Genomic DNA, 3,479 nt, shown 5'->3' on the forward strand with positions numbered 1-3,479 from the left:
TCCGACTATATATTTCTGAAAATTCAAAAGATATTTTATTTGCTTATCCCGAACTCATGTAACGGAAAATATTGCCTGCATGGCAAAAAAAGCCGTCTGAAAACAGACGGCTTTTTTGATGCTTTTTCAGACGGCTCGCGTTTTTTAGAAAACAGAGCCGCGCGGATTTAAGCCTGCTCGGCCAATACGGCGGCAATCAGCTCCATAGCGCCGTCGTCGGCCAGTTTTTTCGCCACCGCGCGGCCGAGGGCATCGGCGTATTCGGCGGGAGCTTGCGCGTCGGCCTGCAATACGACGGAGCCGTCGGGGTGGCCGACCAGGCCGCGCAGGGTCAGCAGGCCGTCCTGCTCGGTGCAGTAAGCGGCCAGCGGCACTTGGCAGCTGCCGCCTAAGGCGCGGGCAAGGGCGCGTTCGGCGGTGACGCAGGCGTGGGTAACGGCGTGGTTCAGCGGCGCGAGTACAGGCAGTAAATCGGTGCGGTGCGCGGCGATTTCGATGCCCAGCGCGCCTTGACCGGCAGCGGGCAGGCTGTCGGCTTCGGAGATAATCAGGCGGATGCGCTCGTCCAGGCCCAGACGTTGCAGGCCGGCGGCGGCCAGAATAATCGCGTCGTACTCGCCGTTGTCGAGCTTGCTCAGGCGGGTTTGCACATTGCCGCGCAGGGGTTTGATGCTCAAATGCGGGTAGCGGGCGCGCAGCTGGGCTTCGCGGCGCAGGCTGGATGTGCCGACCACCGCGCCTTTGGGCAGGTCTTCAAGGCGGGCGTATTGATTGGAAACGAATGCGTCAAACGGGTTGGCGCGCTCGCCGATGGCCGCCAGCGCAAAGCCTTCGGGCAAATCCATGGGCACGTCTTTGATGGAGTGCACGGCCAAATCGGCGCGCCCGTCGGCCAGCGCCTGCTCCAACTCTTTGATAAACAGGCCTTTGCCGCCGATTTTTGACAGGGTTTTGTCCAAAATCTGATCGCCGCGCGTGGTCATGCCGAGAATTTCGACTTCGCACTCGGGATAGAGGCTTTTCAGACGGCTTTGGATATGCTCGGCCTGCCACATCGCCAGAAGGCTTTCGCGGCTGGCAATCACTAATTTTTTCGGATTCATGGTGTGCAAACGGGATAAATAACAATGTAGGCGAGTTTATCATATTTGGCGGCGGGTTTTATGGTATATTTACCCGACGGCTGCTGCCGTTGCCGCGCGGGCGGGCGGTGCAAATGCGCTTATAAACGGATTCAATCGTATTTCGATTTCATGGGCTTATAATGCTATGACTGTTTATTGTGAAGGAACCACCATGAAAGAATCCGCCAACCTGCTGCAGCATGAGCTGCAAATGAGTGTTTTGATGACGCCCGACATGGCCAATTTCAGCGGCAATGTCCACGGCGGCGATTTGCTCAAGCTGCTCGACCAAGTGGCCTATGCCTGCGCCAGCCGTTACAGCGGCTATTACTGCGTGACCCTGTCTGTCGATCAAGTAACGTTTAAAGAGCCGATACACGTCGGCGAGCTGGTGACCTTTTTCGCCAGCGTAAACATGGTCGGCCGCACGTCTATGGAAGTGGGCATTCGGGTGGAAGCGCAAAATATCCGCGACCGCACCACCCGCCATACCAATTCCTGCTACTTCACCATGGTGGCGATGGACGAGGGCAAGCCCGCCGCCGTGCCGCCGCTGCACATCAGCAACGAAGTGCAGCGCTGCCGCCAGGAAGCCGCGCAGCAGCGCAAAGCCCTGCGCCTGCAGGGGCAGCGCGAAGTCAGCTGCGACAGCTGCCAAAATCCGTAGCTTTTTCAGACGGCACGGGCGTTTCGTCGGGCTGCCGCCGTTTGGCCGTACCGCTTTTTTTGAAGCAGGTACGGCCGTGATGTATCATTTTGTTGAATATAAACAGTCGTTTTGTGGGGTAGTGCCGCAGCGCCGTATCCGTCTCACGAAGCGACAATCCAACCGGGTTTCCGGTAAAGCCGTCTCCAGGACCATCAGATTTTATGAAACGCGCCAAACGCTATCCGTTTTTAGCCCTGCAACGCCGCCGCTTTACGCTGAATTTCGACAATGCCTCTTCGGCAGCGGACGTGCCGTCTGAAAAAGACTTTTACCGCTGGGTGTGGGCGGCTGTGAAAGAACATTACCGCCGCGCCGACATCGGTTTGGTGTTGCTCGATGAAGACGAAGCGCGCGCCTACAACCGCGATTACCGCGGTAAGGATTACGCCACCAACGTATTGAGTTTCGCCATGAATGAAGGCGAAATGCTGCCCGGCGGTTTTTCAGACGGCCTTTACGGCGATTTGGTTATCTGCCCGCAAGTGGTTGCCAAAGAAGCCGCCGAGCAGGGTAAAACCGTTGAGCAGCATTTTGCCCACCTGACCATACACGGCACGCTGCATCTGATGGGTTACGACCACATGGCAGACGAAGAAGCCGAAATGATGGAAGCCGCAGAAATCCGCCTGCTCGCCGCAGCAGGCTACCCCAACCCTTACCGAGAGGACGAATGTTAAAATGGACGACACGCAGTCGAAACCCAATTTTTTTGAACGCATCGTAGCCCGTCTGGCCGGCGAGCCGGACTCCGCCGAAGACGTCGTCAGCCTGCTGCGCCAGGCGCACGGGCAGGAAGTATTCGACGCCGAGACGTTGGCGCGTTTGGAAAAAGTATTGGATTTTGCCGATTTGGAAGTGCGCGATGCCATGGTGACGCGCAGCCAGATGAATGTGGTCAAAGAACACGACAGCCTGGAGCGCATCGTGGCTTATGCCATCGAAACCGCCCATTCCCGCTTCCCCGTCATCGGCGAAGACAAAGACGAAGTGTTGGGCATTCTGCATGCCAAAGATTTGCTTAAATGCATCCTCACGCCCGAGCAGTTCAACCTGCAGGCCGTATTGCGCCCGGCCGCGTTTGTGCCCGAAGGCAAGTCGCTCAATACCCTGCTCAAAGAATTCCGCGAGCAGCGCGGCCACATGGCGATTGTTATCGACGAATACGGCGGCGTGTCCGGCCTGATTACCTTTGAAGATGTGATTGAGCAGATTATCGGCGAAATCGACGACGAATTTGACGAAGACGAAAGCGAAGACAATATTTTTGCCGTGTCCGCCGAGCGCTGGCGCATCAACGCGGTAACCGAAATCGAAGACATCAACGCCTTTTTCGGTACGGATTACAGCAGCGAAGAAGCCGATACCATCGGCGGACTGGTGATTCAGGAGCTGGAGCATCTGCCCGTGCGCGGCGAAAAAGTCGTTATCGGCCCGCTGCAGTTTACCGTCGCCCGCGCCGACAACCGCCGCCTGCATACGCTGATGGCGGTGAAGGTTAAAGAATAAGTGATGAGTAAAACGGAGCGGCAGGGGGGGAGTTGCCCGCTGTGCCGTCTGAAAAAAAGCCGTCTGAATTTTCAGACGGCTTTTTTTATGCGTGGCGGTTGTGTTGACTGATATTAGGCCGGATATCTGTATATAGTCGG

The 3,479-nt window shown here is 56.9% G+C and carries 4 protein-coding genes; 3 read left to right on the forward strand and 1 reads right to left on the reverse strand.

Annotated features, from left to right (window positions below; translation table 11 throughout):
- Positions 1–167 precede the first annotated feature (167 nt).
- Positions 168–1,103 (reverse strand): hydroxymethylbilane synthase, encoded by a 936-nt coding sequence (gene hemC, locus BDE01S_RS09240; protein ID WP_066080608.1) that lies wholly within the window; start codon positions 1,101–1,103, stop codon positions 168–170.
- Between the two features lie 193 nt (positions 1,104–1,296).
- Here hemC and BDE01S_RS09245 point away from each other — a divergent pair, with 193 nt between their 5' ends.
- The 3 genes from BDE01S_RS09245 (at position 1,297) to BDE01S_RS09255 (ending at position 3,339) form a co-directional block, all read left to right on the forward strand.
- On the forward strand, positions 1,297–1,791 hold the full coding sequence (locus tag BDE01S_RS09245) for an acyl-CoA thioesterase (RefSeq protein WP_066080611.1): 495 nt from the start codon (positions 1,297–1,299) through the stop codon (positions 1,789–1,791).
- Positions 1,792–1,994: 203 nt separating this feature from the next.
- Entirely contained in the window at positions 1,995–2,510 is a 516-nt protein-coding gene (ybeY, locus tag BDE01S_RS09250; protein WP_066080614.1) for an rRNA maturation RNase YbeY, read from the forward strand.
- 1 nt (position 2,511) lies between these two features.
- Positions 2,512–3,339, forward strand: a complete 828-nt coding sequence (locus BDE01S_RS09255) for a CorC family transporter (RefSeq protein WP_066080617.1) — start codon at positions 2,512–2,514, stop codon at positions 3,337–3,339.
- Positions 3,340–3,479: the final 140 nt, after the last annotated feature.

It is taken from the genome of Bergeriella denitrificans NBRC 102155, assembly GCF_001592185.1.
Lineage (GTDB): Bacteria > Pseudomonadota > Gammaproteobacteria > Burkholderiales > Neisseriaceae > Neisseria > Neisseria denitrificans.